The organism is Sphingobium sp. MP9-4 (genome assembly GCF_005281675.1).
Classification (GTDB): Bacteria; Pseudomonadota; Alphaproteobacteria; order Sphingomonadales; family Sphingomonadaceae; genus Sphingobium; species Sphingobium yanoikuyae.
This window is the reverse complement of the sequence record NZ_LUFI01000069.1, coordinates 1-26,755: the sequence shown is the minus strand read 5'-3', so window position 1 is coordinate 26,755 and position 26,755 is coordinate 1. Positions and strand designations below refer to the sequence as shown.

The window sequence follows — 26,755 nt, the reverse complement described above, 5'->3', positions numbered from 1 at the left end:
ATGATCTCTTCCGGCTTGTGCTTCTTGCTCGGCATTCAATGTCCCTTTCGCGGTCCAGACTATCATAGTCTCTGGGCCACTCAGCGGGGGGCAGATCAGTCGAAACCCGCTTCGCCAGCGGCTTCCTGCGATAGAAACCAGCGCATCTCATCCCGGTTCGCCCGCTCGGCAAGCCATGGGAAAAGACGGTCATGCTGTCCAGGCCCGATCGCCTTGAGATCCTCAAACCATGAAATGAACCCATCGGGATTGGTCGGTGCCTTGCGCGCTTCAGCGCTGACTTCCTGCCGCAACTCCTCAAGAAATCCAATCTCCAGCCGCAGCATGCGCCGATCATCCTCGAAGCGTTCGGCAGAGATAGCCGTCGGGAAGGTGGGGGATAGCCTTTTCCGATTCCAGCAGCTCAGTGCCTCCTGAAAATCCTGCCGCAAAAATTGCGATCTGTCAGCGTTCAGCTGCGTAGCCACATCCCGTCCTTTCGAATGATAATGGCGGAATAATCCGGGAGGGCGAGCAGGCGTTCCTGAAAATCACATTGATCAGGATCAGTCGAAGCCGGAAATCATGCTGACGTCGGCGATCTGCCTTTTATGAAGCGGACAAGAAGGTGGAACCTCGAGCGATGTCGCGCGCTCCCCTAAACTCAACAGGGGAACAGGATATGATCACGGAAATCATCGGTGCGGTCGTAGGATCCAAACTGGATCAGCAAGACGGCGACAGCGGCGCTAAGGGCGCCGTCATCGGCTACTTCACGCCTCGCGTTGTCGGTGCTGTGGTAAAGCTCGGTCTGCTGACCGCCATCGGATACGGAGTCGTCAAAGCAGTACAGACCTTACGTCAAAAAAACGCGGGCTACTGACACCTCGGTTCATAGTGCTGGGGGGAGCCGATCGTAAAATTTACGTGTTGTAGATGCACGGAACGTGAAATTTTGAGTGATAGGCATGGAACCGGATTACGCACATGGCGCCGGGACGGTCTAAGGTTGGCGTTGTCGATCCTGGCAGCAGAAGAAGCGAAATGGGCGGCGCTGCTAGGCGAGAGCCGATCGTGGCAAACGAATGTCATGCGCGACGTGCGGCAAAGACATTACAAGTTGCGCAACAGAGACTGCGTACTGCACTCAATCGCCTGACGCCCAAATCCGACCAAGCCATGGCCTCCGAGGTCGCATCGGCACTCGAAGAAATCGGGCTCTAACCGGTCATGACCTCCGAAATTGCCTTTCACCGGAAAAAAGATGCGCGCAACGCCGTGTTACAGTTGCTCGACCGCCGCACGGACCGAGCAACAATCTGTCCAAGCGAGGTCGCAAGGATGGTTGCCCGTAAAGCGTGCGCCGATCCGAAAGTGCCGTCGTGGCTTGTAGCGATGCCGGTCGTCCACGCCGCAATCGATCAGCTAGGGGCCGAAGGGGTGGTCGAGCTGAGCTGGAAAGGAAAGGTCATGGCGTCACGCCACGGTCCCTATCGGATCCGCCGCGCGCAACCCGCGAAATAAGACCCGCTCACCGGATGAGGCCGGCGGCGCGCAGCGCGTCGTGGATGACTTTTTCCACTCCTGCTGTCCCTGAAACTGTAGGGCGTGAGGCTTCGGAGGGCAACGCTTCCAACCGGCTTATCCTTGCTACCGGCAGAGCGGATGTCCCCTCCTGGGCTTCTCCGCCCGATTGCGCAAATTTACGCTCCGTCCGGGTCTCCAGCAAACCCCAGAATGATGCGATCCGGCGCGTGGATGAGATACCCGCTTCGAGCATATGCGGCATCGCCATGCCGCAAGCATCCCGCCCGGTCGTGGCCAGTGGCGTGCCATGGCCCATATTGGCAATGCGATAATCTTCGATAAGCGGGCGTCCGGCTGCGTCGTTCCAGGCGCGCCGACGATGGCCGGCTATCTGTTCCAAAGCGTCCGGCGCCGGCTCGAGACCGTGGACTGACAGCCATTGAGCAAGAATTGCGTCCGCATTGGTGCTGCTGACCGTTGCGTCGGCGCTTCCATGCCATATTGAAATGCGTGGCCAAGGGCCATCATGGTTCGACGCGCGACGGACCCGGTCACCCAGATCCTTCGTGCTAAAGGCTCCCGCCTCGCGCATCGCTTCAAGCGCCTGCGGGATGTTGGACGCCGATCCGTGCGGCAAGCCGGCGATGATCGCACCGCCTGCGAACAATTCCGGGTAACTGGCAAGCATGACAGAGGTCATTGCGCCCCCTGTGGAAAGACCGGTCACGAAGATACGGGACGGGTCAGCACCATGGGTATCCACCATATCCATGATCATCTCTCGGATAGACAGCGCCTCGCCTCGATCGCGGGCATTGTCGGCGGGAGAAAACCAGTTGAAACAAAGATTGGGGTTGTTTGCGCGCTGCTGCTCCGGAAATAGCAGCAGGAAGCCATGTTCATCCGCTAATTGTGACCAGCCCGAGCCGCAATCATAGCCTGCGGCGTTTTGCGCGCAGCCATGCAATACGACGACCAGCGCCGGTTTTTCAGCTATCTGATCGGGAACATATATCTTGGCGCTCAACGCGCCGGGGTTAGTTCCAAACGCATCAAAGTGTGCCAACCTGCCGGGACTACCGACAACAGGTTGGATCGGATGAATGGCTCGCATTGCTGCCAGTCGGGCGATTGTAGCGGATAATCTCGTCACGCGAAAATCTCTTATCCTGCAACAGTAGCCGTACAACTTGTGAAGATTTGGCTATGCTGCACCGCACAATATGGAGCAGTTCGATTGGCTTGCAAGGCGTGATGCCCCTGTTCTTTCCGACGTCGAGAGCAATATATCTGTAGGCGCGCTGAAGGAGGCGCCTCTGGCCACGGAAATCGCGAAACGCTAGGAGCGAGCAGAAGCTTAGCGGTGTTAGCGGCTGATCGCGCCACGCGCGGATCAGGCGAGCGCGTTCCCGGTTGGTGGAACGATGCCCCCCGTACACAACGGCAATGGCGCACGCGAAGGGCCGCGGCCATCGATAGAGCAATCCGTCCTATGACCCCTGATGCCTGGTCGAAATAGCGCCGGCGACGCTATTGGCCGCCGCAATCGCTCTTCCCCGGCTTCTCCTCCGTCTTGGCAGGTCGACGGACATGTGCTGCGAGCGATTTGCCGACATCGTCAGACTTGCTGAACCTACCTTCATTGTCTCGCCGCACATACCGCTTGTCCGTGCGGGTAGCGATCAATTCTCGATCTCCCATGGTCAATTTCCATAATGATCACAAAAAGAGACTCATAATCGATTAAGCATTTCACATGCCTGGAACTGAGGGCACCGGAACGCCATTTGGGGATCTGGAGGTCAACGCGATGGCAAATGGTTGGGCACCCGATGGCGCGGTGCAAGATCAGATCGACGATACGATCAATGATGCTGTTCAGCGCGCGCGAACGATGATGCCGGTCGGCGAAAGCGCGGAATATTGCCACGATTGCGGCGAGGACATTCCCGAGCGCCGCCGGCAGGCCTTGCCCGGCATCCGGACATGCGTTGCGTGCCAGTCGAAACGTGACGCAACTGTCCGTTCCGTCGGTATCAATCGCCGAGGCAGCAAGGATAGTCAGCTCAGATAATCCGCCGCAGAGTTTGCCGGCCGGGCGGGCGGTTAGAATGCAGATGGGTGGGATCACGGACAATCGCTCCACCGCCTTGCCGCATCATGGCGTTGAGGTACGGCGTCGAACCTTCTTGTCGGAGAGCTCGACCCACACCGGCGTATGGTCGCTAGACCTCTCCCAACCCCGCACATGAGCATCGATTTGCGCATCGACGAGCCGGTCGCGCAGCATTGGACTGAGCAACAGATGATCGATGCGCAGGCCCGCATTTCGGCCGTAGGCGTTCCGAAAATAATCCCAAAAAGTGTAGATCGTCTCGTACGGATGGATAGTGCGAAGTGCATCCGTCCAGCCCTGATCGAGAAGCCGGAAAAACGCCGCCCGAACTTCGGGCACGAACAAGGCGTCGTCGAGCCAGCGTTCGGGTTTGTAGACATCTCGCTCGGTTGGCATGACATTAAAATCGCCGAGCAGTATCACCGGAGCTCCCGATCCTATTAGCGCCGCGGCATGATCGATCAGCCGGTCGAACCAACGCAGCTTATAATCGAACTTCGGTCCGGGACGCGGATTTCCGTTCGGTAGATAGAGGCCAGCGACCAGCACGCCGTTGACCGCCGCCTCGATATAGCGACTTTGTCTGCTATCGGGGTCATCTGGCAGTCCGCGCCGGGTCTCATGGATTTCGCCGACACGGCTAAGGATCGCGACGCCGTTCCAGCTCTTCTGGCCATGCCAGATGGCCTGATAGCCAAGATCACGAAACTCGCTTTGTGGGAACTTCTCCTGCGGCGCCTTCAGTTCCTGGAGCACGACGATGTCCGGCTCGCCCTCGGCCAGCCAGCGAAGCAGGACCGGCAAACGGCCGTTCACGCCGTTCACATTATAGGTGGCGATCTTCACAGGTCTGGCAGGATCTGGTCGGCACGGCCCCATTGCGCGAGTGCCTTGGACCCTGCTCGCTTCACCATCTCGGCGGCATCGCCGATATGCCAGTGGGCCGGACTGCCCAGATCACGCAACTCCTCCCAGCTGAGCGGCACAGCGATCGGCGCAAAAGGGCGCGAACGCGCGCTGTACGGCATGACGGCAGTGGCGCCGCGCTGGTTGCGCAGATAGTCGATGAAGATGCGCCCGGTACGCTTGGCTTTGGCCAGGGCCGCAGTGAACCGATCGGGGTCTGCCTGCTCCAGGGCCATGGCAAAGCGGTGCGCAAAATCCTTGACCACTGGCCATTGCGCAGTCGGCGTGAGCGGCGCGATGACATGAACGCCCTTGCCGCCGGTCACCATCGGGAAGGTTGCGAGACCCATCTGACCCAGCACGTCCTGAAGGTGGAAAGCAGCCGAGACGACATCTTTGAACTTCAAGCCTTCATCGGGGTCGAGATCGAACACAAGCCGGTCGGCCTTCTCGACGTCCTCGATCCGAGCGCCCCAGCCATGGAATTCGATCGTGCCCATTTGGACGCAGGTCAGAAGTCCAGCGGGCGTGTCCACGAACAGATAGGGCTCGTCATGCCCATCCTTCTCGCGGATCGCGACGTGCTTAATCTCGTCACCAAAACTGCCGGCATCATGCTTCTGGAAGAAGCATTTCTTGTCTCGCCCTTGCGGGCAGCGCACCAGACTGATCGGCCGGCTGCCGCTCCAGGGCAGCATGATCTCCGCAACGGCTTCATAATAGTCAGCGAGTTGCCCCTTGGTGAGCTTGCCCTCGGGAAAGATGACGCGCTCGCGATTGCTGATCTTGACGGTACTGGTAGCGGCCGGAGCGGTCAGATCGCCGACCGGCGTTTCGGTTTCGACCACAACCGCTTCGGGCTTTTTATCCTCTCGAAGGCCCAGATAACTCGAATGGCGCAATACGCCTTCGTGGGTAAACTCGATGAACGCGACCTCGGCGACGAGCTTCGGTTTGATCCAATGGGCGCCGCGCACGGCAGCCCGGGGTGCTTCCACGGTTGCGGTCTTCTGTTCGAGCGGCGTCATCAACACCATTAGGCGCTTGATCTCGTCGCCCGTGAACCCAGTTCCAACCTTCCCTGCGTATCGCAGTACGCCCTTCTCGTTCACTCCCAGCAGCAAAGCGCGAAAGCCCCGCTGCTTGTCCGAGGGTGTCCATCCGACGACGACAAACTCCTGGCGGCGGATGCACTTGGTCTTGACCCAGGTCCCCGAGCGCGCGCCAGAATAGCGCGCGTCGGTGCGTTTTGAGATGACGCCCTCCAGTCCCGCAGCGCAAAAACTGTCGAAAAGCTGCTCGCCGCGCCCGATTATATGGTCGGAATAGCGCAGATGGCCCTGGCCCTCGCCGATCAGCGCGGCGAGAAGCTCCTTGCGTTCCAGCAACGGCCGTTTCGTCAGATCTTCGCCGTTGAGCTCGATCAAGTCGAATGCGAAATAATCGATCGCGTTCGGGTCGTTCTTGAGCGCTGCCTGCAAAGCCTGGAAACTGGTCCTGCCGTCGGGCAAGACCACGACCGCTTCACCGTCGATCAAGGCGCTTTCAGCATCGAGCGTGACCGCGTCGCCGATCAGTCCGGCAAACCGGTCCGACCAGTCCAACCCCGAGCGCGTGTAGGCGCGGCCTTCGCCATTGCCGATGGCAAGCAGCGTGCGGTATCCGTCATATTTGAGCTCGTGCAGCCAGCGATCACCCGGCGGCACATGGTCGACAAGAGTCGCCAGCTGCACGGGCTGGAACGGCGGCAGGATACGGCCAGCTTTCCTGCGCTTCGTCGCCCTGGCAGGCTTCCTGACTTGCGCCTTGGCTGAAGCTGGAGCCGCCGGCGATGCCTTGGCCTTCGATCTTGCAGCCGGTTTGCCCGCAGCGATCTCCTCCATCGTGCGGCCGCTGTCGATACTGGTCAGGTGGAGCCCGATCAGATCGTCCGAGCCGCCGGCAAAGGCATCGTTTACCTTGCGCAATATCCAGTTCTCGGCCTTTTCCCTGCCGCGCGGCTTCAGACGAAAAAGGATCCATTCGCCCTGCATCCGGCGCCCATGGAGAGTGAAATGGAGGTGACCTTCGGGCAGGGTCGTACGCGGATCCTTGCCGGCGATCGGTTCCCATGTTCCGTTGTCCCACAGCATGACGGTGCCGCCGCCATACTCGCCCTTGGGGATGGTGCCCTCGAACCGGGCATAGTCGAGCGGATGGTCCTCGGTCCGCACAGCCAGCCTCTTGTCATCCGGATTGGCACTGGGCCCGCGCGTGACGGCCCAGCTCAGGAGAACGCCGTCCAGCTCCAGTCTGAAATCATAGTGTAGACGGGACGCGGCATGTTTCTGGACGACAAAGCCATTGCCGGCGGCGGGCTGTGTCGCCCCGGAGGGTTCGGCGGTGCGCGCGAAATCACGCTTGGCGCGGTAGGTGGCGAGCCTGTCCTCCTTCTTGGTCTGAACGTTCGGCATGTTGGTCCCGGATTCCTTCGCTCCCTTAATTCGCGGATGCCATGACTCGTTCCTGCGTCGCGCAGGCCTGACAAGCGCTGCTAAACTGGACTTCGATCATTCGGGGGCGATTGATCGCGCGAACCGGTAGCTTGTCTGCTCAAACTTCAATGTCCGGAAGAAATTGTGGGCATTTTTCACATCGATGTCGCTCATCGCTTCAAGCCGCGTGCAACCTGCCTTGCGTAGCGACGTCACGGCTTCATCTACCAAAGCGGTGGCAATGCCCTTTCTTCGATATGCTTGCGCAACTAGCAGCAACGTCAGTCTGCCGACCAGCCCGTGCTGGATCGTGGGTATGACGGCCCAGGCGCAGCAACCGACGACTTCTCCGAATTCAGCGACGGCCATGCCGGCCTCCGCCTTGAGCGCTGCTTTCAGGTTCCGGGCGACCCCGAGTTCGTCCAGCTTTACCGCGGACAGCTGGCGCACCAACAGGACAAGCGCTTCCGCGTCGGCTGCCTTTGCGGGGCGGATGAGCAGTTTCGGTTCGGGCACCGGCGCAGGGTCGGAGCGGCGATCGTTTGGGCGAGATACTGAGCTGACAATCGCAGCCGCTTTGGCCGCGTGTTTATGCCGATCTATTGGCGGTTCTTCGGCTTTTCTGCGATCTTTTGAATATCCTCTGCCTGGAGTTTCTGGCTGTTCTCCAGACCTGCGTTTTGCGCCCGGCGGGATGGCCGATACCAGATCCTGGTCGCCGCCATCTTTGCCGCCTGCGGGTCGGGCTGTCGATACTGGTCTGGCCGGAGTACTTTCCGCCGACGCCTTCCAGGTGCTGGCGGCACCGGCCCGCAGATAGGCCTCAATATCTTGCGCCGACGCTTCCAGCCCTTGTGCGCCGATGCCGAGCAACGGCTTGCCGGCTGCATCGGTCAGCCCGAACTTGCCATAGTCTCCGACACCGGGTTTGCGCCTGCGTGATTTCACGAGCTTGAGGCCACGATGCTTGGCCATGTCGCGCAGTTTTTCGTCGATCGCCACCTCTGTCATCTTACGACAACCCTTTCGCTGGCGCCCGGTTCATGCCGTGCCGAAACCATTTCGGCGTGAGACTTTCATCCGGCCTTGTTTCTGATTCGGCTTGTCTGCCGGAAGGGAACGCGACATTGGTTCTTTCGCTGAATGCTGATGCGCGCCTGCCGTTTCAACAAGTCTTCGATGATCGAGCGTGTCACGTTCGATGATGAGGCGCACACGTTGTGCATCTCGTTCCGTCAGACCGGCAAATATCTCTACTATGACGTGCCTGCCATCATCTTCGACGAACTGTGCAAAGCCGTCTCGGTGGGGACATTTTTCAACGAACAGATCAGGGGGCGGTTCGCGTGCCGTCGCGACCCAGAGCGCCGGCATTTTGGTCCGACGGATTAAGGGCCGTCAGGCTTCTCCGAGCACCCGGTAGACCGACATCAGATGCTGTCCTGCAATGGCGCGCGCGCGGGGCGATCGTAAGGTTTCCTCATTGGTTTCGTGCAGCATCGTCAGCATATCGAGCACCTCCTGACGTGGCATACCGGTTTCGAGCAAGTGCGTGCCGATCAGCGCCAGCAGGTTGCTCCACAGCGTGATGGCGCCCTCTGCGAAAGCATCATCACCATCATCGTCGCTGCCGGACGCAGTGGGGTTTCGCTCCGGCATCGGATCACGCCCGCTTGCACGTCGTCTTCGCTGGGGTCTTCGCTGCCGGCTTCTTACTGGCGCTCTTGGCTGCCGCTTTGGCAGGCACATTCTTCGTAGCGGGCTTGGAACCACCGCTGCCCAGCGATTTTTTGAGTGCAGCCATCAGATCGACAACGTTGCTGCCGCGCGGGTCACCTTGGCTATCGTCCGCGTCGATATTGAGAGTCTTTCCCTTCTTCTTTCGCTCGATCAGATCCTTGAGGGCATCGACATAGCGGTCATGGAAATCGTTGGCGTCAAACTTGCCGGTCTTCTTGTCGATCAAGGTCGTGGCGAGATCGAGGAGCTCATCATCGGGATCGGCATCGCCGATTTCGCGGAAATAGCTGGCCGCCTTGTTGACCTCGTCGGCGTAACGCAGGGTTTCCATGACCATTCCGCGGCCGCAGGCTTTGATGCTGACGACATATTCCCGCCCACGCATCGCTAGCTGGCCAAGTCCGATCTTCCGGCTGCGGCGGAGCGCCTCCCGCAGCACGATGAAGGCTTCCTCGGCCAGGTCGTCAGCCGGCACGACATAATAGGGCTTTTCGAAATAGATCGGATCGATGTCGTGGCTATCGACGAACTGTGTCAGCTCGAGCGTTTTCTTGCTCTCAAGCTTGACGCCCTCGATCTCTTTCTCATCGAGCAGCACATATTCGTCCTTGGCATATTCAAAGCCTTTGACGATCTCATCCAGATCGACGGGGCCAATGCCGGGCACGACCTTCTCATATTTAATGCGCTTGCCGGACGGCTCATGAATTTGATTGAACGCGATGGTCGCGCCGCTCTTGGTCGCCGAATAGATTTCGACAGGGATCGAAACCAAGGCCAGCCTTATCTGGCCTTTCCAATAAGGTCGTGCAGCCATGATCGTCTCCAACTCGTGTTCACGATAACTTTCTCCGGTGGACAGCGTTCCCACGCCCGAAGGCAGCTCAATTTACCGCCGCCAACGACGAGTTTTGGTCGCTAGTGTTGAAGAAGTCGGTAATTGTCAGTCTCTGACGTTGGGGCTCAGTCGGCTCCAGGTGTCACGCTGGAACGATAGGCGGCTGGATCGGGATGAGTTTCGCGAGCTTGCGCAGGTTCTGGGCTGTGGCTGCGAGGTGGAACTCATCTTTTGCGCCATTTGGTCCTCGTAGGCGCAAGCGATCGAGCTTCAGGATGCGCTTGAGATGGGCGAACAGCATTTCGACCTTCTTTCGCTCGCGCCGGGATGTGACATAGGCGTCGGTCTGGGACAGATCCCGTGCCAGATCGCGCGCGCCTTCATGGATTGATCGCATCACCTTGCGCGCGGGCTGGCCGGGACAGCATTGGGGCTTGAGGGCGCAGGATCGGCAGTCGCGCTGACTGGCGCGGTAGCGCATGAAGCCATCCCTATCGACGCCGGGCCGTGGGCTGGCATAGTCCCTGCGGTGCTGGACGAGGTGCTTGCCGCCGGGACAGACATAGAGATCGTTCCGGTGGTCATAGCGGAACGCGGTGCGCTGGAAGCTGTCGGTCCTGCGGCTTGCATGGTCGAAGACGGGGATGTGCGGCTCGATACCGCGCTCATGGAGGAGCCAGGCAAGATTAGCCGCATCGCCATAGCCGGTATCGGCAGCTAACCGCTGGGGCCAGATGCCGAAGCGCTCCTGTGTCCTATCGATCATCGTTCGCTGCGCCGTTACCTCAGCCTGACGGATGGCGGTGCTGGCCTCCACATCGACGATCACGGCATTCGCCAGATCGATGAGGTAGTTGGTGCTGTAGGCAAAGAAGGCCTGCCCGCCATGGGCGCCGGTCCAGCGTGCCGCTGGATCAGCCGGCGACAGATATTTGGGCGTGACGGGCGATGCCGCTCCGAAGGCCGCCTCGTCGAGCACCTCCAGATACTCCCGAACAGCATGATTGACGATATCCGGCGGTAGCCCCTCATCGCCGGGAACGCCGCGCTGGCGATTGGCGTCGGCCTTGATCAGACTGGCGTCGACGGCGAAGCCTTTGCCACCGACCAGTCCTTCCTGGATGCAGCGCGAGACGGTCATCTCGAAAAACTGCCGTAACAGATCACTGTCCCGGAAACGGCCGTGCCGGTTCTTCGAGAATGTTGAGTGATCGGGCACAGATCCGTCGAGACCGAGGCGGCAGAACCAGCGATAGGCCAGATTGAGATGCACTTCCTCGCACAGCCGCCGCTCAGACCGGATTCCCAGACAATAGCCGATCAGTAGCATCCGGATCGTCAGTTCAGGATCGATCGAGGGCCGGCCCGTCTCGCTATAGAATGGCCGCAGCTTCTCCCGGATACCGTCCAGATCCACGAAACGATCCACCGCCCGCAACAGGTGGCTCTGGGGAACATGATCTTCCAGGCTGAAGCTGTAGAACAGCGCCTCCTGCATCACCGTCCGATCACCCATCATGAGCCTGTCTCCTAACGACAAGGCCAGTGAATCAGGACCGCGCCATTACTGCAAGGCCGGGTTTTTCAACACTATCGACCCTTTGCGGACCCTCAGATACAAATTTTTCGTTCTCAACACCGGTCAGTCCGCTTTTTCATCCTGCAATCTTCGAAGAACGTCTCTGCGGATCCGTTTACCAGTTTGCGCGAAGGGAGCGCTATTTCCAGATTGGGAAGCTCTAAAATACTGGTTAAATTCGGTCATCCTCACCTCAACCCGACAAAGGCGCTCTGATTGTCATGGGGCGAAGCTCGATGAGTTCCGCAAGCACTTCCCGCTCATCCGCTGGCTTTTCGATTCGCGCGATTTTGCTAAATCGGTCTGGCACCGTGCCAGCGTCATAGCCGGTGAGAAACAGGAAGGGGACGCCGTGCAAGACCAGCGCGTCGGCCAGTTCAAAGGACGGTCCGTTTCCTGTATTAATGTCGACGAGGGCACAGTCCGGCATGACCTGATTTAGTTGCGCCAACCCTTCACCCGCAGTCGCGAAAGGGCCGACGACGGTTGCGCCCGCTTTCTGCAAAAGCTCAGTCATTTCTGCGGCGATAAAATATTCGTCCTCGACGATGAGCACGGAAAGAGCAGCCAGATCCTGCCCTTTTTGGTCGACTTCACTCATCTCGCTCCACCCCAACTCCACCGCTCGAATGAGCGTCGGTCTGAAGAATACTAGCATCATTGGTAAGCGGAAACGCTAACCTGCATAAAGCCCCGCCAGGCCGCATTTCGAGCAGGCCTTCACCCTTGAGATCATAGGGGATGCGACGTGTTATCAGTTCTGTGCCGAACCCTTCTCGCCGCGGGGCAGCGCTTGCGACGCCGACCCCCTGCTCCGACCACGTCAGGCTGAGCCATCGGGAGCCCTGTCTATCCTCCACATGCCAGGAAACCGTCAGCGTGGCGGATGATGAAGACAGCGCCCCATATTTGACCGCATTGGTCGTCAACTCATGGATCGCCAACGACAAAACCTCTGCCGCCTTCGGGCCAAGCGGCACTTCCTGCCCTGCAAGTGCCAGCCGGTCGTCATCAGCCGCCTGGGCAAGTAATTCATCGCGGATCAGATCCTCGAGATCGACCCGGGCACCAACGGCGCGTGTGAGGAGTACCTGCGTTCGTGCAAGGGTATTCAACCGTCCGTCCAGATGTTGCACATAATCGTCAAGCGATAGCTCAGCCTTGCTCGATCGGCGTACCATAGAACGTATCACCGCCAGAATGTTGCGGACACGATGCTGAAGTTCGGCGAGCAACGTCTTTTGAAGATCCTTGAGCCTGCGAAGTTCATCGATCTCCGTCGAGGTACCCAACCATTCGATGATCTCCCCCTCGCTGTTGCGCACCGGACTTGCGCGGGTGCGAAACCAGCGATAGCCGCCATCCTCTGCCTGACGGATGCGACATTCGACATCCAGCCCACCTCGTTCCAGCGCCTGCGACCAAGCCTTTTGCGCGGCTTTTCGATCCTCGGGGTGCAGTGGTTCGAGCCAGCCCCAGCCATGGCTCTCACTTCCGGTCTGCGCTGTAAACTCTCCCCATTGCGGGCTCGCCCATGTCCATTCACCACCATCGACAGCGCGCCAGACCAGTTGGGGAATGCCCTCAACCAATGTCCGCTGCCATTGCTCCGCAGCAGCCAGCGCTGCCTCCGTGTGCTTTAAAACAGTAATGTCCCGCCCGATTCCGCCAATGCGTACAGTCCTTCCAGCGGCATCTTGGATAGGGAAGCTGGTGTCTTGCAACCAACGTATCTGGCCGTCCGACTGGCGACGGATGCGATATTCGGATGTCGACAACTTACCCTCGGCAACCTGCCGAATATGCCGAATGGCTTCAGGCCGATCTTCCGCGACGATCAGGTCGAGCCAGTTGGCCATATTGTCGCCTTGCAGGGCCAGTTCCGGGTCAAGCCCATGGATCACGCTGAATCCGGGGGTCAGATACTCCCTCTGGAATGTCTCGGCATCTCGGATCCATAAGGCATCCTGTGACGCCTCGCCGAATTTCCGAAGCCTCGTCTCGCTCTCGCGCAAGGCCTCTTCAGCGAGCCTGCGCCGCGTCACATCGGAGAAGAGGACCGCGACGCGCCGGCTCTGTGTATTGTCCGGCTCGAACTTGTAGACATGAAAATCATACCAGATCCCTTCGGGCGACGCATAGCGCTCGAGATGTTCGGGTTGGCCGGTCAGGGCGACACGCCCCCAGATTTCGTACCAATATTCTTCATAGTCGGCCACGTCTCGCAGCCGTTTGCCGGTCAGGTCGACACCCACCATGCGGGCTGAAGCGGGATTGGCGGTGATATATTCGATGTCCACCGCCTTCCCGGTTTCGTCGAAAAGCACATCCGCGATCAGATATCCTTCGTCCATGGTCTCGAACATGGTGCGGTAGCGCTCCTCGCTTTCGCGCACGGCTACCTCAGCCCGCTTCCGTTCGGTCACATCTTCATAGAGGACGGTCACGCGGTCGCCGCCCCGAGCATAGGCGAAGACTTCGAACCATCTGTCTCCAACAGTATGTTCGACACGATCGGCCCGCCCGGACCTTGCGACCCTGTCGAAGGCCTGCGTCCAGTCAGCATCAAGGTCGGGGAAAATGTCGCTTGCCCTGCGGCCTTTCGCCTCGCCGACCGCGATGCCGAACAGACGTTCGAATGCCGGGTTGAACTCTAGGTAAAGCTGATCGATGGCACGCCCCTGCCGATCGCGGATCAGTTCAAGTTCGCAATAGCCCTGTCCCATCGATTCAAACAGCGACCGATATTTTGCCTCGCTATGTTCAAGAGCAATGCGCGCTTCCACACCTGCGCTCGTCTCGGTAACTATATCGATCATTCCGCCTACCCGGCCATCCGCACACCGCACGGGGCTGTAAGAGAATGTGAAATAGGCCTGCTCCGGTCGGCCGAAGCGCTCAATGACTAATGGGAAATCCTGAATATAGGTTGCTTCTCCAGCATAGGCCTTTCGGGCCAGAGGGCCAATCTCGTCCCATGCCTCCGCCCAGATGTCCGCGAATGATCGGCCAAGTGCGTCCGGCTTGTCGCCAAGTATGGGCGCGAACCCGTCATTATATATGGTGACCAAACCCTCGCCCCAAATCAGCGCGGCAGGAAAGCCCGATTCCAGCACCAACGTTGTGGCCGCCTTCAATTCCGGCGACCAGTTTTCGGTCGGCCCTAGCGGCGTTTTGGCCCAATCATGTTCGCGGACACGGGATGCCATATGACTGAGGCCGGGCGGCCAGGAGCTTGTGCATGGGTTCATGGCGTCAAAACGCTGCACAAAAGAAACTGTGTCAATTGGGCAGGAATATATCTTCCATGCGCAACGCTGAAGCGGCTCTTTGCTTAAGCAAAAGCGCCAGTGCGCTCGCCACCCGATTGGCCCCGATTTCCAAATTGCAGATATTCCGGGGTAAAATCTCCCGCGTCACACATGGCGGGCCAGTCGAGGATCATCAGCTTGCGCGGCTCGGCCGCCAGCAAACCCTCCCGACGCAAGCTTTGCAGCGTTCGGTTGACATGCACGGCGGTAAGGCCCGTCGCATCGGCGAGTTGCTCCTGCGTCATCGGCCATGTCGCACATGGTGATTTTCGGTGGGCCACGGCGTCCTTTCGCCATTGCATCTCGCAGATGAGATGGGCGACGCGCGCCCGGGCATCTCTCCGGCCAAGGTTGAGCAACCACTCAGCCAGGATGGAGGCGTTAGCGCCCATATCGGCCCATAATGCAATCGCGATGGCGGGCATGTCTCTAGCGAGCGCAACCAGAGCAGTTCGGGGTATCAATGCAACTGCAGCGCTCGAAAGGGACTGGCAATTTGAGGTGGTTGTCTCTGCCGTCCCATCGTGAACGTCGAGAAGATCACCTGTCAAATGGATGGAAATGACCTGCCTTGCTCCGCTGGCGGTGATTTTGTGACACATCGCAAAGCCCGAAAGCAGCACGCTGCAATGGGTGGCCCGATCACCCTCCCGCGAGAAATACCGATCCCGGCCAAATTCAACGACATGATGTGGGAGTGCCGAAAGCGCCTGCTGCTCCGCCAGGTTCAGTCGCGAACGACTGCCCAGCTTTTCGACCATCGGCGCTAATGTGCTTGAGGTTGACATAGTTTTCTCCTTGGGGCGAGGATGCTATCCCTCAGCGCCAGAACCCAAAGAAAGCTGGCGATCAAAACTAATTCAGGAGGGCCGCAGAAAGTTTCACCTAAGTTTATGGCGTGCGATTGAATGAACGACGATCACGACGAAGCTCTTCGATCAGGATCGCCTCATCAGCCTTGGAGGGCAGCCTGACGCTCCACCGTGATTTATCAGGAAAGCTGGCGTCCTTCGCTCGTTCTTTGCGGACCTGCCACAATGAAGGAGAGAAACCATGGCGCAACCTGATATCGACACCGACGAAACCAATCGCCTGATCGCCTCAAACAAGGTGGAAGGCACCAATGTCTATAATGCCAGCGCCGAGAAGCTGGGATCGATCTATAATTTCATGGTCGATAAGCGATCGGGCAAAGTCGAATATGCGGTCCTGCAATTCGGCGGACTGTTCGGGATAGGGAGTGATTATTACCCGCTACCCTGGGACGTGTTGACCTATGATACCGAGCAAGGCGGCTATGTCGTAAATCTCGACAAGAGCGTGATCGAAAGCGCACCGCATTATTCAAGCGGCAGCGAACCGGCGTTCGACCAGAACTATGGCCGCCAGGTCTATGACTATTATGGGTTAGGCTATCCGTATTGAGAAAGCGGAAACGGCCAGCCCTCACGGGCTGGCCGTTTCTGTCCTCAGGCATAGCAGGTAGACCCGTTGGCATGAGTAGCACGTCAGCATCCGCCATCTGCGTAAGCGGTGGCCTCAGCCCACGGCGATCCAGGGCATGAGTTCATGAACGCGATTGGCGGGATGGCCGTTGGCGAGCGCAGTGAGGGTCTGGGTCAGCCAGTCGTTGGGGTTAATCGCGCCCAGCTTGCAGTTTTCGATGAGCGTGGCGATGACCGCCCAGTTGTCGCCGCCTTCGTCGGAGCCGGCGAAGAGCGCGTTCTTTCGGTTCAAAGCCAAGGGGCGGATTGATCTCTCGACGGTGTTGGTGTCGAGTTCGATGCGGCCGTCGTCGATGAAGCGGACGAGGCCAACACAGCGGCTTGTCGCATAGCGAATGGCTTCAGCCAACTTGCTCTTGGCACTGATCTGGCGAAGCCGGCCCTCAAGATACAGCTTAAGGTCCTCGACGATGATGCGGCTGCGTTCGGCGCGCTGAAGGCGGCGCTGTTCAGCGGCCGAACCGCGCACCTCGTCTTCAATGGCATAGAGCATGGCGATCCGGCGCCGGATCTCGGTCGCGACCGGAGAACTGGCGGCGAGATCATAGAATTTACGCCGAACATGGGACCAGCAGAAAGCGAGGCTGAGCTGCTGACCGCGCCGCTTTGCAAGAGCTGTATAGCCGCCATAGCCATCGACCTGCAGGATGCCTGCAAAATCTCCGAGGTGGATGTCGGGCCGCTCAGCCTTCCGATCTGCCGCATAGATATAGGCGACCATCGGCGGACCTGCGCCACCGCATGGTCGATCATCGCGGGCATAGGCCCATAGCTGGCCGGTCTTCGTTCTGCCTCGCCCGGGATCGAGCACCGGCGCGGTGGTCTCATCGGCAAACAGGCGTTCGGATCGCCGCAGTTCCTCAAGGGTCCGGTCGCGCAGCGGCCGCAGATACCATGCTGCCCGGCCCACCCAGTCCGCCAGGGTGGAGCGATCGAGCCTGATATCCTGCCGGGCGTAGATCTGAGCCTGCCGGTATAGCGGAACATGATCGGCATACTTCGACACCAGCACCTGGGCGATCAGCGCTTCGGTCGGAATCCCGCCTTCAATTATCCGCGCCGGAGCGGGTGCCTGAACGATCGCGCCTTCACAGGAGCGACATAGCGCGGGCGGCGCGTCACCAGCACGCGGAAGGTGGTGGGCACGACGTCCAGGCGCTCGGCAACATCTTCGCTGATCTGATGGAGCGGCTCCTTGCAGCAAGGGCAGGCCTTGTCGTCGAGATCGACAATCTGTTCGATCCGCTCGAGATGCGCGGGCAATGAGCCGCGGTTGGTCTTGCGGGGCTGATCGCCGCGGGACCGCGGCGCAACAGCCTCTCTGGCAGCACGGGCGTGCCCAAGGGCGATCTCGACATCTTCCAGTCCCAACTGGAGCTGATCGGCATCGAGCTGTTCGGATCGGCTGCCGAAACGATGCCGCATGAAGGCCTTGATGATCGACTGGAGGCGTTCGATCTCGACGTCCGCTTCGCCCTTGGCGACGTTTAGCTCCGCCAGTCGGACCTCAGCTGCGGCCCGCTCTTCCGCCAAAATCCGGGACTGCTCCAGCACGAGCGCGCGAAGCGCGTCGATGTCTTCCGGCAGGTCCGCTTGCGTGAGCATGGAAAGAGTGAATCAGTGGAGCAAAGCCACGTCAACCGGCAATCTGTGGGGCCTGCGGTCGACGGCCGCCATGGCCCCGGCGCCAGTCCAATCCCTCCAGAAGCGCACCGAGTTGGGCGGCGGAAAGACGCATCACGCCGTCCTGGATGCCGGGCCACTTGAAGCCGCCTTGCTCCAGACGCTTCGCCATCAGGCACAGGCCGGTCCCGTCCCACCAGATCAGCTTGATCCGGTCGGCACGCTTGGCCCGGAAGACATAGATCACGCCGGAAAATGCATCGCCGCCATAATCGGCGCTCACTAACGCGGCCAAGGCGTCCGGTCCTTTGCGAAAATCCACCGGGCGCGTCGCCACCATCACGCGGGCGCCAACTCCTGGTCCGATCATCGGGTCGCCCTAAGGGCTTCGATTACTGCGGCGATGACGCCGGCATCGGCGCCACGGCCGATCTTCACTGCCACGCCTTCGATCTCCAGCTCGACCGCGCTGCCCTTTGCACGCGCCTGCTTCCGCGGGCGCTTCGCCGGACCCGGTTCGATCGACGGCGGCTCCTCGATAACCGCGGGGACGAACGCTGGCGCCATCGTGGGGGCAACTGGCAGCGCAACGCCGCGGGCCTCCATCTGCTTGCGCAACTGCCGCCGCCAGGTGAACAACTGCGATGGGCTAAGGCCGTGCCGACGGGCAACGGCGCAGACAGTCTCCTGCTTGGAATAGCTCTCCGCGATGATCGCGGCCTTCACTTCAGGCGGCCAGTCCCGCCGCTGGCCTGCACCGGTAAAAACCTCGAACCGCTGAACCTTGCTGGTGCCAGCATCGTCACATGGCATCGTCATAGCACCAGTGTCCTCCATCCTGATCAGGAGGCGCAGACTCAAGGCTACACTTTACGTCTGCAAGGTGGGGCCGCCGCCCCGCTTACCCATCTGCGGCACATGATGATACTAAGCCCTATCGACTGAGGTCTATTTCATCATTCCCGTGCTTGACGCGTCAAGTTTATCATCCCGTTGGCCAAGCCCATCTTTTCATTGGACGGTAGGGAGCGCAGCACGGCAATCTGTTGCACATTCCCGGCACATGTCGGCGCAAAGCTTGCAATGCTCATGTTCGTGGCGACTGCATTCTGCGGCGCACAACTCACAGACTCGCGCGCAGCTTTCAAGCATCAGCCCAACGACCTCGATATTCAGACCCGTGCGTCGCACAGCGATCCGGCCCGTTGCGGCACATAGGTCTGCACAATCCAGACAAGACCGAATGCACTGCGCCATCTTCATGTTTTCCGCGATGCAGGCATCCGCACACGAGGTGCACATCTCGGCACAGAACATTGCGTGGCGAGCCGCAGTCGCCAGCAACGGATTGAAGTCCGATCCGACATCGGGATGCAGCGATATCATCTTGTGAATGGACATCAGCCGTTTGCCTGTCGGCGGCGGGTTTCCCAGCCTTTTTTGGCGGCTTGGGAGCGCTTTTCATGGGTTTGACTGGCCCCTCCGATCCGGCCGCCCTTTCGGGATGAAGCGTGGCTTTCTTTCTTGCCGCGGCCCGAGCCAGACTTGTTGCCACCCCCCGATTCCTTGTTGACGGTTGCCCAGGCCCGGCGCTCGGCCTCTTCATGGCCGACACCGCGATCCTCATAGCCTTCCTCAATATGTTCGGCCTTGCGTTTCTGCTTGTCCGTATAGCTCGACTTGTCTCCGCGGGGCATGCCGCTCTCCTCTTCTTTTCTCTTTCAACACCAATTCCCCTTTTCGTGTCCGGTCACCAGCAGGAGAAACACATTTACCTGGGTTAGGAAAACGCGATGTTATCGTTTTTATTGAACGATATGCCCTCGAAACGATGCTGGGCTTGAAGAGCGATAAACTGACCTATGTAATGGAGAATAATCATTCGGAGACGCATCGATACAAGAGGAATAAGGAGCGATGACAATGCATGGTCATGACGATGCAGCCTATTTTCGGCACCGTGAACTCCAGGAGCTCGCAACTGCCGAAAGGATTAGCGATCCATTGGCGAAACGGCTGCATTGGGAAATGGCGCAGCAATATGCGGCGCGCGCCCGTCTGAATGAAGAGGGGCTGCAAGTTCAATTGCCGCTCTCACAGTCAGAATAGGATCGTCGCCTAAGAAGGCCAACCTGGTTGCGCACGCGAAGCGGTCCTGCGGTTATGCAAGAAATCGAGCAGCTATGGCCCTGCTATGAGCTTGGCCGAGTGAGCCAATTGACCTCAGGGTTTCTGATCATAGGATGGTCCCGTATGCGCGTTGGCGACATTTTCCCCCGTGGACTGTTCTTCCTTCAATTCCTCGCCATGCCAGAAATTACGGCCCACGAAGATGAAGAGGGCCAGAAGGATCACGATGCCTGCAATCAGCAGGCCAGCCTTTTCCTTTCGGCGGGGGGATGGCGGAGGCCGGTCATTCATGGCGCTGCCCATGATGACGACCCCGCTTCGAACATCGAGTCCAATCGCTCATGATCATTCCTTTGTGAGAGCCTTGGCTTTATGCGCGGCGCGCTTGCCCGTTTTGGTTTCAACGAGGAATTCGGGATTGTCGGGAGAAGCCGCAACCTTATGTCCCTTGATATGGGTCGGCGTTATGGCCTTTTTGACCACCGTCCCATGCGCCTCCCCACCATGACTTTTCCAGGAAACCGGATCGCCGACTTTTAGTGACTTTCCCATCACGAAGCCCTCGGGTCCGATGAGCATGGGATATCCCGCTCAGTCATCTCGTCGATGACAGACCGCAGAAAGGGAGAAGGATTGTCTATCTCTTCCTTGGACGCCATCTGCCAGCTGTCGATCAGTTCGTCATCGGTCATGTTGGGCACATCGTCCTCATGCCTTTTCCTTACGGTGTCGGTCATGTTTCTCTCCCGCACGTAGAATGGCCGGTCAGGCGTCATCATCCATGATAGCGCCGCCGTTCTGCTCTTCTTCAAGCAGGATCGCGGAGTCGCCGCTGGCTGAAAGTCGCACCTTGCCGTCCTCGACTGCAGCGACAAGGCCGGTCGAGATGAAATGATGATGATCGCTATGGGAGCCGCTGTCGGCCTTGACCATTTTGATCCTGTCGCCTTCGACACGGTCGACCGTCCCGACATGGACGCCGTCGGCTCCGATAATTTCCATATGCTCCACTATGGTGGTCAGGTCTGTCATGATCGCCTCCTGCATTTTGGATGTTCAAGTTACATTGTTTTGCGCGCAGGGGGGCAGCTTGAACTATGCCTGCGCTTCTTGTGAAAAGCCTGACGCAACTCGTCCTTGGCTTTTTCAAGAACGCGGCGGCGGCGAGCGCTGAGATTGTCGCCGGCGCGATTGATGTAGAAGGTCAGCATGCCCATCGCGGACTGGAGCGCGGTCCCCTTTCTGCGGCGACTATGCTCGGCCGATCGCTTGAGGGATAGGGCGATGGCCTTAGGATCGTCTTCCTTGAAAACGCCTTCGTCCAGATCGAGCGCATCGCTATGTTCGGTCACACGCCGCGACCATTTGCGCTGCGTCATGGCTGGCCCCCGAGCTTGCCCTGCGCGCCTTCGTGATCGGACCGTGTGCCGGTATCCGGCTGGAGCTTGTCCTGCTTGGTCGCGCGGGTCGGCTCGGGATCACTGCCCGTCGCCGTCTTTTCCTCGTCGCGGGTACCGATGTCGCGCGCGATGTCGCCACCGCTCGCACCGGATTGCAACGAATTCGTATCGACCTGCGGGTCATTCCTTGCCTCGCGGCTCTCCGCGCTGTCCTTCTGAGACATCATGGCATCTCTCCTTGATTTCCTGTGCTCTCATCCCGCCTTTCCAGCATCTTCCGGCCGGATGGATCTGCATTCCGGTCCGGCTCGGGGGCCTTGGCCCAATAAAGGTGGCAGGGCGGGATATTGCGCCATTCATAGCCGCGACGGACGGAGCCGATATGTTCGCGAAGCAGCGGTTCGATGGAGCGCCGCATCTGATAGGCGCAGAACATCCCACCCGGGCGCAGGACCAACCGGCTGGCGCGCATGGTGCGCTTTGCTTCGGCTGGATCGAGTGTCGAAAATGGCAGGCCGGACACGATATAGTCGGCTGCGGGAAAGCCAAGATCCCGGATGACCGCCGCTGCATTCGACGCAGGCTCAGCGACGACGTGCATCCGGGGATCGAGGATGGAACGTCTAAGATGGTTCACAAAGGAGGCATTTGTGTCGAGTGCCAGCAGTGCAGAGTCAGCGGACATTCGAGACAGTGCGAAGCGCGTGAGGACCCCGGTGCCAGGCCCGAACTCGATCAGCAGCTTGACGTGTCGCCAATCGACCGGTGCTAGCATCCGTCGCACTAGCCAGCGGCTTGCCGGAAAAGCCGAGCCGACAGCCAGTGGCTCCTTGAAGAAATTTCTGATCGAAAGACTAAAATCAGAACTCTGATTTTCCGCAGCGATTTGGCCGCCAGCGCAAACAGATGCGTTCTTTACTGTTTCCATAAGCTGGTCAGTCATCTGGCTCTCTCATCTTGGCATAGGCTTGAGATCAGGAACCTGTTGCCGGTAAGCCAGTTCCGACGAAACGGGCCGGAATGGATGGAAGCTAACCTGGGTGATTCACTTTTGTTCCAGCGTTGAGACTATCTCGTGATCCAGCATGGGCTGCACGCCCAAGCATCCATCCGAGATAGCGGTTGCGAACCTCGTGCTGTTGCGAATGATTTTTCTTAACAGGTTGCGGAAAAAGGCTTGGCAGAGCCGGCCATTGGCCCCGTTTTCGCGGTTTTCTAGCCCACGGCGTCAGTCATTCCGGGAGGTAACTTCCCGAAGCCGGTCGTTTTTGACCGGCCTCGGGCGTTGTGAGGCGCAGGCCTAGGTGGCGGCTAGCAGTTTCGGCAGTCTGATGAGGTTATAGGCGGCAGCGGTGAGCGTGAAGGACCATCCGACGCGATGTTGCCCACGGTGTCGGGTTTTTCGCATCGTGCCGCAGGTTTTTGCCCATCCGAACACTTCCTCGATCCGCTTGCGGATTTTCTGGGAGAGGCCGTAGCCGGGATGGCGTGTCGTACGCCCGTCGATTGCCGAGCGCCGGTTGCTGTTGTTCTGAGCCACATGCGGGGTGACGTCCATCTCGCGCAATGCTTCGACGAAGGCGGCGGTGTCGTAGTTCTTGTCCGCGCCCAGCGTGATCCGATGGCGCCCTTCCATCCGGCCCAGCATGGTCAGTGCGGCATCGCGTTCGGCGGTGCCGGTCGCTTGGGTGAGGATCGCATCGACGACGAGGCCATTGCGGTTCTCCATGAGAACATGGGCCATATGGCACAACCTGGCTGCCTGGCCCCGCGCTTTCTTGAACAGGCGGGCATCGGGGTCAGTGGTTGATGCATGGGTCGCATTGCTGCGCTTCTCGCCCCGGAAATCGCGTCCGGCATTGCTCGGCGCTGTTTTCTGCTCGCCATGGCCGGAGACTGAACCACCGTCATCGTCATTCCCGGGGCCGCCTTCATCCTTGGGCCTGAAGCTCTTCACGCTGGCCCAGGCTTCGATCAACGTGCCGTCCACCGAGAAATGATCGTCGGACAGAAGAGCCTGCACGCGTGCCTGGTTGATGATGGCGGACAGGAACTTGGCGGCAACGTCCCCGGACAGCAGCCTCTCACGGTTCTTGGTGAAGACCGTGACATCCCAGATCGGCGCATCCATCGCCAGGCCAACGAACCAGCGGAAGAGCAGGTTGTAATCCATCTGCTCCATGAGTTGGCGCTCCGAGCGGATCGTATAGAAAGCTTGCAGGAGCAATGCGCGCAGCAGCTTCTCGGGCGGGATCGATGGCCTGCCAATGCGCGAATACATCGCATCGAAATCAGCCGACATCACCTCGAGAGCTTCGTCGACGATCGCGCGGATCGCCCGAAGTGGGTGGTTGGCCGGAACCCGAGCTTCGCAGCTCACGTAGGAAAACAACCCTTCGCTCCGGTAATCGCCGCCCCGCATCTCAAATCCTTCAACCTCAGTTGAAGGCGTCTGAATCACCTCAAGCGGCTCAAGGAAAGAGCCTTTTTCCGCAACCTGTTAATGCACTAACAAACCAATCGGTCCACTCGGTGGGGGCAGATCACGACGACGCTCCACATTCCAACAGGTAGCGGATTGGAGAGCCATCGGATCGAGCTGGAGGACTTGGAGCAGGCGCAAAAGCGGGACGAACAGGCTAAAGTCCAGGCCCGGATCGAAGGAATGGCGGCGGATGGTTCCGATCTCCTTGGCCCCCCTTCTTCGATGAACTCGTGGCGCTGGGTGCCTTTGTGGGTGCGCCACGCGCGTTCGGACGGGCGACCATGACCATCGCACTCAATAGTGCTTTGATGTGCAGGCAGCAAGAAGCCCTGCACCGCCAGAGGGCGGCCGAGACGCCGCTCGCCCATGTTCGCGCCGTTGCCCTGCGCGCGGCTGCGGCCTGGGGCCGTCAGGCGGTAGAGGCGGCCGACATCGAAGCCGGCGTGCGCCGTTTGCTCAGCGCAGAGGATGCAGCGATCGCGCTAGAATTCCTGATCGAAGATGCGGCCGAGCCTGCAGAACCAGCCAATCATGTCGTGTCAGAGGGTGTGGCGGAGGCAACCTCAATAAGACAAAGTCCGCTTCATTGCGGGACAGGAGCCCCTTGATGATCCTTCACAATCTACTGCGCCGGCATCGGCCCGATCCGGTCGAGGAGCATGTGGAAAATGGCTTGCTTATGTCGGCATGTCTGCTGTGTGGTCGCCCCATGGTCAAACCTTCGAAACGGGGCTGGCAACTGGCGGGACGGGTCAGGCCATGACGGATAGCGAAGCGATCGAACAGGACCCATTTGAGGACATTGCCTTTGGCACCTGGCTGATCGGTCAGCACGGCCGAGACGGCTGGATCGGCGATCTAGCAAGGGCGGCCAAGGCGGATCGAGGATTTCCGCGGCATGGCGACCCGGACGCCGTGCGTCTTCACCTCAATAAGATGCAGGCTGAAAGCGACATGTTTGAAGCGGTCGATGACGCCGAACGATTATGGGCACCATTTTGATGCGCCTCCGACGTTGTGTCTTATAATGTGCCGCCGCGATCCCTATATTGACTGGTGATCAGCGGTACCGAGCATGTCCGGTGCCGCTTCTCCAAAAAATCGAACGCCGGTCGAGAGTTTCGACCGAATTTCCAGAGGCTGGAAACACCTGCGTTGCGTTGGGCTGGCCCCTCGCGCGCCCGATGGAGTACGACCCATGATCGCTTATCTCATTCTCGTGCATCGCTTTCCCGAGCAATTCAAACGCATGTTCCGCGCAATCGGTAGCAGTCAGCGAAATATATAGTGAGATGTCTGAACTTTATGCTTAACGCGCTGCGAAGGCGATGGACAGGTTGATTCATCCCGATCTAGGCTGAGCTTGCACTCGCCTAACCGCAAACCACTGCATAGGATTATCTCTCCTATACCGACCGGCAGCTATCGCTCACCGGCGGGCTGAAAGCCGTCATTCTGCAATCGGCCAGTCTCGAACGTTCCGATCGGCAAAGCGGGCCGGCCGCATCTGGGAATGAAAAATCGGCTGCTGAACGGCGGCAAAGGGTCGTTTCTTCGGAAAGCGTTAGCCGGGTGGGCGTTGATCGCTCACTATCAACCTATCTACGCTTTCTAGCTGCTTATTACATGGGGTGGCTTTCGCTCCCTATCCGCTAAACATCGAAATCAGGGGTGCCCAGACCGGGGTAGCAGCTATAGCTGTACCGGCAGCCCCACCTATCGCCCCTTCGATGATCGTCTTGAGAGATTTACCAGCAGCTTTGATGATGGACGGATCGGGCTCGTCGATAAGCTGAGCTTCGATCGTTGCAACCTGCGCATCCGCTCTCCTCCGCTGAGCATCTGATCTGCCCCCACCGAGTGGACCGATTGGTTTGTTAGTGCATTAAGCTCATCGCCGCCATATCCGGACGGAGGTGGAGCGAAGCGGAACCGGAGGCCGGATATGGCGGTGTCGCCGTTTCTGGTGCCGGTGGCCGATAGCCAAGACTGCTGTGCGGGCGGACGGTGTTGTAATGCCGCCGCCAGGCTTCGATCAGCACCCTGGCCTCGGCGAGGCTGTAGAAGATTTCACCATTGAGCAGTTCGTCGCGCAGCGACCCATTGAAGCTTTCATTATAGCCATTCTCCCATGGCGATCCCGGCGCGATGTAGAGCGTCTTCACGCCGATCTGCCGCAGCCATTGCTGGACGGCATTGGCGATAAATTCGGCGCCATTATCTGACCGTATATGTGCAGGCGGGCCGCGCGAGATGAACAGGTCCGCCAAGGCCGCCAGCACATCCTCATGTTTGAGCTGTCGCGCAACGATAAGCGCCAGACATTCCCTGCTGGCCTCGTCGATGATCGTCAGGATGCGGAACTTGCGGCCGTCATGCGTGCGCCCCTCGACGAAGTCGTAGGCCCACACATGCCCAGGATACTCAGGCCGCAGGCGGATGCATGATCCGTCGTTGAGCCATAGACGCCCGCGTTTGGGCTGGCGCTGCGGCACCTTGAGCCCTTCGCGCCGCCATATCCGCTCGACCCGTTTATGGTTCACCGTCCACCCCGCATGGCGCAGCAACGCCGTGACCCGGCGGTAGCCGTAACGACCATATTGCTTTGCCAAGGCGATGATGTCCTCCGTCAGCGCCTGTTCGTCATCCGCCCCACGCGGCACTTTACGCTGTGTCGATCGATGCTGCCCCAGAACCCGGCATATCCGTCGCTCGGATAGCCGGACTGGCAAATCCCGTCGTATATGATCGATGCAGCGCCTTCGCCGCGCGGGGCTCAGAAGTTTCCCCGTGCAGCTTCCTGCAATATCAGCTTGTCCAGCGTCAGGTCCGAGATCGCCCGGCGCAGCCGTTGGTTTTCCTTCTCCAGATCCTTCATCCGCCGTGCCTGGTCGGTCTTCAGCCCGCCATATTCCTTGCGCCAGCGATAATAGGTCTGCTCGCTGACCCCGATCCGACGGCAGGCTTCGGCGGTCGAAGCCCCCTGCGCCAGCACAATCTCAACTTCACGCAGCTTGCCGATGATCTCTTCCGGCTTGTGCTTCTTGCTCGGCATTCAATGTCCCTTTCGCGGTCCAGACTATCATAGTCTCTGGGCCACTCAGCGGGGGGCAGATCAGTCGAAACCCGCTTCGCCAGCGGC

At 59.4% G+C, this 26,755-nt stretch carries 31 protein-coding genes and 2 pseudogenes; 8 read left to right on the top strand and 25 right to left on the bottom strand.

What is annotated here, in order from left to right:
• Positions 1 to 98 precede the first annotated feature (98 nt).
• Positions 99 to 467: pseudogene (locus A0U87_RS20785) on the bottom strand (iron-containing redox enzyme family protein); the annotation flags it as partial.
• Between the two features lie 194 nt (positions 468 to 661).
• Here A0U87_RS20785 and A0U87_RS20780 point away from each other — a divergent pair.
• Both A0U87_RS20780 and A0U87_RS20770 read left to right on the top strand, forming a co-directional pair.
• On the top strand, positions 662 to 862 hold the full coding sequence (locus tag A0U87_RS20780) for a hypothetical protein (RefSeq protein ID WP_137405961.1): 201 nt from the start codon (positions 662 to 664) through the stop codon (positions 860 to 862).
• A 347-nt stretch (positions 863 to 1,209) separates the two neighbouring features.
• Positions 1,210 to 1,503 carry a DUF3253 domain-containing protein gene (locus A0U87_RS20770; RefSeq protein WP_137405960.1) on the top strand — a complete coding sequence of 98 codons (294 nt, stop codon included), beginning with the start codon at positions 1,210 to 1,212 and terminating at the stop codon, positions 1,501 to 1,503.
• Between the two features lie 7 nt (positions 1,504 to 1,510).
• Here A0U87_RS20770 and A0U87_RS20765 read toward each other — a convergent pair whose 3' ends face one another.
• Positions 1,511 to 2,533 (bottom strand): PHB depolymerase family esterase, encoded by a 1,023-nt coding sequence (locus tag A0U87_RS20765; RefSeq protein ID WP_346763665.1) that lies wholly within the window; start codon positions 2,531 to 2,533, stop codon positions 1,511 to 1,513.
• A 783-nt stretch (positions 2,534 to 3,316) separates the two neighbouring features.
• Here A0U87_RS20765 and A0U87_RS20760 point away from each other — a divergent pair.
• A complete protein-coding gene (locus tag A0U87_RS20760; protein WP_137405966.1) occupies positions 3,317 to 3,580 on the top strand; it encodes a DksA/TraR family C4-type zinc finger protein in 264 nt (87 codons plus the stop codon).
• Between the two features lie 84 nt (positions 3,581 to 3,664).
• Here the strand turns inward: A0U87_RS20760 and xth are convergent, their stop codons facing one another.
• The 3 genes from xth to A0U87_RS20745 all read right to left on the bottom strand — a co-directional run bounded on the left by xth (position 3,665) and on the right by A0U87_RS20745 (position 8,013).
• Positions 3,665 to 4,468 carry an exodeoxyribonuclease III gene (gene xth, locus A0U87_RS20755; protein ID WP_137405959.1) on the bottom strand — a complete coding sequence of 268 codons (804 nt, stop codon included), beginning with the start codon at positions 4,466 to 4,468 and terminating at the stop codon, positions 3,665 to 3,667.
• Positions 4,465 to 6,981, bottom strand: coding sequence for a DNA ligase D (gene ligD / locus A0U87_RS20750; RefSeq protein ID WP_137405958.1), 2,517 nt, complete (start codon positions 6,979 to 6,981; stop codon positions 4,465 to 4,467). Before ligD ends, xth begins: the two co-directional genes overlap by 4 nt.
• 96 nt (positions 6,982 to 7,077) lie before the next feature.
• On the bottom strand, positions 7,078 to 8,013 hold the full coding sequence (locus A0U87_RS20745) for a GNAT family N-acetyltransferase (RefSeq protein ID WP_137405957.1): 936 nt from the start codon (positions 8,011 to 8,013) through the stop codon (positions 7,078 to 7,080).
• A 132-nt stretch (positions 8,014 to 8,145) separates the two neighbouring features.
• Here A0U87_RS20745 and A0U87_RS20740 point away from each other — a divergent pair, with 132 nt between their 5' ends.
• Entirely contained in the window at positions 8,146 to 8,394 is a 249-nt protein-coding gene (locus A0U87_RS20740) for a KTSC domain-containing protein (RefSeq protein ID WP_240700609.1), read from the top strand.
• A 6-nt stretch (positions 8,395 to 8,400) separates the two neighbouring features.
• Here A0U87_RS20740 and A0U87_RS20735 read toward each other — a convergent pair whose 3' ends face one another.
• From A0U87_RS20735 to A0U87_RS20710, 6 genes are all read right to left on the bottom strand, one after another.
• On the bottom strand, positions 8,401 to 8,661 hold the full coding sequence (locus A0U87_RS20735) for a hypothetical protein (RefSeq protein ID WP_137405956.1): 261 nt from the start codon (positions 8,659 to 8,661) through the stop codon (positions 8,401 to 8,403).
• 4 nt (positions 8,662 to 8,665) lie between these two features.
• Positions 8,666 to 9,559 carry a Ku protein gene (locus A0U87_RS20730; RefSeq protein ID WP_137405955.1) on the bottom strand — a complete coding sequence of 298 codons (894 nt, stop codon included), beginning with the start codon at positions 9,557 to 9,559 and terminating at the stop codon, positions 8,666 to 8,668.
• A 163-nt stretch (positions 9,560 to 9,722) separates the two neighbouring features.
• Entirely contained in the window at positions 9,723 to 11,099 is a 1,377-nt protein-coding gene (locus A0U87_RS20725; protein ID WP_137405954.1) for a transposase, read from the bottom strand.
• Positions 11,100 to 11,352: 253 nt separating this feature from the next.
• On the bottom strand, positions 11,353 to 11,760 hold the full coding sequence (locus tag A0U87_RS20720) for a response regulator (RefSeq protein WP_170978444.1): 408 nt from the start codon (positions 11,758 to 11,760) through the stop codon (positions 11,353 to 11,355).
• Complete coding sequence (locus A0U87_RS20715) at positions 11,753 to 14,368, bottom strand: PAS domain S-box protein (protein WP_170978443.1); 2,616 nt, start codon at positions 14,366 to 14,368, stop codon at positions 11,753 to 11,755. The genes A0U87_RS20720 and A0U87_RS20715 overlap by 8 nt, the downstream gene beginning before the upstream one ends.
• Before the next feature lie 125 nt (positions 14,369 to 14,493).
• On the bottom strand, positions 14,494 to 15,258 hold the full coding sequence (locus A0U87_RS20710; RefSeq protein WP_137405951.1) for a Crp/Fnr family transcriptional regulator: 765 nt from the start codon (positions 15,256 to 15,258) through the stop codon (positions 14,494 to 14,496).
• 265 nt (positions 15,259 to 15,523) lie between these two features.
• Here A0U87_RS20710 and A0U87_RS20705 point away from each other — a divergent pair, with 265 nt between their 5' ends.
• Positions 15,524 to 15,895 carry a PRC-barrel domain-containing protein gene (locus A0U87_RS20705; RefSeq protein WP_137405950.1) on the top strand — a complete coding sequence of 124 codons (372 nt, stop codon included), beginning with the start codon at positions 15,524 to 15,526 and terminating at the stop codon, positions 15,893 to 15,895.
• A 114-nt stretch (positions 15,896 to 16,009) separates the two neighbouring features.
• Here the strand turns inward: A0U87_RS20705 and A0U87_RS20700 are convergent.
• The 5 genes and pseudogenes from A0U87_RS20700 to A0U87_RS20680 all read right to left on the bottom strand — a co-directional run bounded on the left by A0U87_RS20700 (position 16,010) and on the right by A0U87_RS20680 (position 19,295).
• Positions 16,010 to 17,580 (bottom strand): annotated as a pseudogene (locus A0U87_RS20700) (IS66 family transposase).
• A gap of 31 nt (positions 17,581 to 17,611) precedes the next feature.
• Positions 17,612 to 17,938, bottom strand: a complete 327-nt coding sequence (tnpB, locus tag A0U87_RS20695) for an IS66 family insertion sequence element accessory protein TnpB (protein WP_240700611.1) — start codon at positions 17,936 to 17,938, stop codon at positions 17,612 to 17,614.
• 26 nt (positions 17,939 to 17,964) lie between these two features.
• The gene (locus A0U87_RS20690; protein WP_240700608.1) at positions 17,965 to 18,459 is read right to left on the bottom strand and encodes a transposase; all 495 of its coding nucleotides are present in this window, start codon (positions 18,457 to 18,459) and stop codon (positions 17,965 to 17,967) included.
• Between the two features lie 150 nt (positions 18,460 to 18,609).
• On the bottom strand, positions 18,610 to 18,750 hold the full coding sequence (locus A0U87_RS27050; protein ID WP_276609742.1) for a four-helix bundle copper-binding protein: 141 nt from the start codon (positions 18,748 to 18,750) through the stop codon (positions 18,610 to 18,612).
• 248 nt (positions 18,751 to 18,998) lie between these two features.
• A complete protein-coding gene (locus A0U87_RS20680; RefSeq protein WP_137405946.1) occupies positions 18,999 to 19,295 on the bottom strand; it encodes a plasmid stabilization protein in 297 nt (98 codons plus the stop codon).
• Positions 19,296 to 19,521: 226 nt separating this feature from the next.
• Between A0U87_RS20680 and A0U87_RS20675 the strand changes: the two genes are divergently transcribed.
• The gene (locus A0U87_RS20675) at positions 19,522 to 19,707 is read left to right on the top strand and encodes a hypothetical protein (protein WP_137405945.1); all 186 of its coding nucleotides are present in this window, start codon (positions 19,522 to 19,524) and stop codon (positions 19,705 to 19,707) included.
• A gap of 114 nt (positions 19,708 to 19,821) precedes the next feature.
• Here the strand turns inward: A0U87_RS20675 and A0U87_RS20670 are convergent, their stop codons facing one another.
• The 8 genes from A0U87_RS20670 to A0U87_RS20635 form a co-directional block, all read right to left on the bottom strand.
• Positions 19,822 to 20,031 (bottom strand): hypothetical protein, encoded by a 210-nt coding sequence (locus A0U87_RS20670; RefSeq protein ID WP_240700607.1) that lies wholly within the window; start codon positions 20,029 to 20,031, stop codon positions 19,822 to 19,824.
• Between the two features lie 42 nt (positions 20,032 to 20,073).
• Positions 20,074 to 20,307 carry a DUF2945 domain-containing protein gene (locus A0U87_RS20665; RefSeq protein ID WP_240700606.1) on the bottom strand — a complete coding sequence of 78 codons (234 nt, stop codon included), beginning with the start codon at positions 20,305 to 20,307 and terminating at the stop codon, positions 20,074 to 20,076.
• Complete coding sequence (locus tag A0U87_RS20660; protein ID WP_137405944.1) at positions 20,280 to 20,465, bottom strand: hypothetical protein; 186 nt, start codon at positions 20,463 to 20,465, stop codon at positions 20,280 to 20,282. Before A0U87_RS20660 ends, A0U87_RS20665 begins: the two co-directional genes overlap by 28 nt.
• Positions 20,466 to 20,493: 28 nt before the next feature.
• The gene (locus A0U87_RS20655) at positions 20,494 to 20,760 is read right to left on the bottom strand and encodes a DUF2171 domain-containing protein (protein WP_137405962.1); all 267 of its coding nucleotides are present in this window, start codon (positions 20,758 to 20,760) and stop codon (positions 20,494 to 20,496) included.
• A 29-nt stretch (positions 20,761 to 20,789) separates the two neighbouring features.
• A complete protein-coding gene (locus A0U87_RS20650) occupies positions 20,790 to 21,107 on the bottom strand; it encodes a DUF3175 domain-containing protein (RefSeq protein WP_137405943.1) in 318 nt (105 codons plus the stop codon).
• On the bottom strand, positions 21,104 to 21,355 hold the full coding sequence (locus tag A0U87_RS20645) for a hypothetical protein (protein WP_137405942.1): 252 nt from the start codon (positions 21,353 to 21,355) through the stop codon (positions 21,104 to 21,106). Before A0U87_RS20645 ends, A0U87_RS20650 begins: the two co-directional genes overlap by 4 nt.
• A complete protein-coding gene (locus tag A0U87_RS20640) occupies positions 21,352 to 22,071 on the bottom strand; it encodes a methyltransferase domain-containing protein (protein WP_137405941.1) in 720 nt (239 codons plus the stop codon). Before A0U87_RS20640 ends, A0U87_RS20645 begins: the two co-directional genes overlap by 4 nt.
• Before the next feature lie 357 nt (positions 22,072 to 22,428).
• The gene (locus A0U87_RS20635) at positions 22,429 to 23,550 is read right to left on the bottom strand and encodes an IS5 family transposase (protein WP_063976736.1); all 1,122 of its coding nucleotides are present in this window, start codon (positions 23,548 to 23,550) and stop codon (positions 22,429 to 22,431) included.
• Positions 23,551 to 23,894: 344 nt separating this feature from the next.
• Between A0U87_RS20635 and A0U87_RS20630 the strand changes: the two genes are divergently transcribed.
• Entirely contained in the window at positions 23,895 to 24,221 is a 327-nt protein-coding gene (locus tag A0U87_RS20630) for a hypothetical protein (RefSeq protein ID WP_234831478.1), read from the top strand.
• 151 nt (positions 24,222 to 24,372) lie between these two features.
• Positions 24,373 to 24,615 (top strand): hypothetical protein, encoded by a 243-nt coding sequence (locus A0U87_RS20625; RefSeq protein ID WP_010339352.1) that lies wholly within the window; start codon positions 24,373 to 24,375, stop codon positions 24,613 to 24,615.
• An 875-nt stretch (positions 24,616 to 25,490) separates the two neighbouring features.
• Here A0U87_RS20625 and A0U87_RS20620 read toward each other — a convergent pair.
• Positions 25,491 to 26,668, bottom strand: a protein-coding gene (locus A0U87_RS20620) for an IS3 family transposase (RefSeq protein WP_086012819.1) whose coding sequence is annotated in 2 segments (ribosomal slippage) — positions 25,491 to 26,404 and positions 26,404 to 26,668 — 1,179 coding nt in all. Because the reading frame shifts where the segments join, the coding sequence is not laid out codon by codon here.
• Positions 26,669 to 26,755: the final 87 nt, after the last annotated feature.